General features: G+C 44.6%; 1 protein-coding gene. It reads left to right on the plus strand.

All coding sequences use genetic code 11. From position 1 onward, the window contains the following. Positions 1-139: 139 nt before the first annotated feature. On the plus strand, positions 140-1,393 hold the full coding sequence (locus AKL11_RS24345; protein ID WP_067522952.1) for an ISL3 family transposase: 1,254 nt from the start codon (positions 140-142) through the stop codon (positions 1,391-1,393). The last annotated feature ends 101 nt before the right edge of the window (positions 1,394-1,494 follow it).

Genomic DNA, 1,494 nt, shown 5'->3' on the forward strand with positions numbered 1-1,494 from the left:
CTGTGGCAAGAATTCTAATTTTTTGGCTCTTCAGGGATATCTGTGGGTAAAAATGAGCTGATTTGAAGAAAAAAGCACCAGCGATCAATTTCTGATAGATTTTTTTGTTTGCAGACAAAAACAATAAGAAACGTCGCTGATGCTGATAAAAACTATCCTCAATAAAGTTCATAAGCTCAAGTCATTTGTTTATCAGGATGTAAAATTCGGCTTCCATCAAGGCTCTGACGTCTTCGATGTGACAGTCGTTCCCCGCAAGAATGGTCACGCTATCTGTTCAGGCTGCCATAACCCAGCACCGGGTTATGATCGCCTTACTGAACGACGCTTCGAGTTTGTTCCTCTCTGGGGAATCAGAGTTTTCCTGATCTACAGAATGCGCCGCGTTCAATGTAAGACATGTGGCGTAAAGGTTGAGCAGGTTCCATGGGCAGAAGGTAAAAAAGAACTGACCAAAGTGTACATGCAGTTTCTCGCAAGCTGGGCTCGAAAACTCTCCTGGAAGGAAGTTGCCAAGACGTTTAACACGTCATGGGAGAAGGTATTTCATTCAGTCGAGTACATTGTTGAATGGGGCAAAGCCCATCGGGTTCTCGATAATATTGAGGCCATAGGTGTCGACGAAGTGGCATATCAGCTGGGTCATAAATACCTGACAGTGGTTTATCAGATTGATCGGGAGTGTACACGACTACTGTGGATTGGCGAGGAACGCACAGAAGCCACTATCCGCCAGTTTTTCACGTTTTTGGGTGCAGAGCGTTGCCAGCGATTAAAATATGTTTGCTCTGATATGTGGAAGCCTTATGTGAAGGCTATTGCGGAATTTGCGGGSCAAGCTCTGCATATTCTTGATCGTTTTCACATCGTGGYGATGTTAAATAAAGCCATCGATGAAGTCAGGGCTTCGGAGCACAAACAGCTTCAGGCTGACGGTTATGAGCCTGTTTTGAAAAAGTCTCGCTGGTGCCTTCTGAAGCGGAAAGAGAACCTGACTGAGAAAGAAGAAGTCAAGTTAAGCACAGTGCTGCAGTACAACCTCAAAAGTGTCAGAGCGTATCTGCTTAAGGAAGAGTTTCAGGTGTTCTGGGATTACGTGTCACCACATTGGGCTGGAAAATATCTGGATCGTTGGTGTACAAGAGTGATGCGATCAAAGTTAGAACCGATGAAGAAGGTTGCCAAAACAGTTCGACGACACAGACCACTTATCCTGAATTGGTTCAGGGCTAAAAAGGCGTATTCAAGCGGTATAGTTGAGGGTCTGAACACCAAGATAAAACTCACTACGAGAAAATCTTACGGTTTCAGAACCTACAGATGCGCGGAAATTGCGTTATACCATGCACTTGGCAAGCTACCTGAACCAGAAATTGCCCACAGATTTTACTGACGAGGCAATTTTTTGAGCCATGGATAAAGCTATAGTTCTATTTTCCCGAGCAAAGCAGGGAGGTGGGTTACTATGTGTAAAATTGTCTACTTAGTGCCTGT

Origin of the sequence: Endozoicomonas ascidiicola (assembly GCF_001646945.1) — a bacterium.
Classification (GTDB): domain Bacteria; phylum Pseudomonadota; class Gammaproteobacteria; order Pseudomonadales; family Endozoicomonadaceae; genus Endozoicomonas; species Endozoicomonas ascidiicola.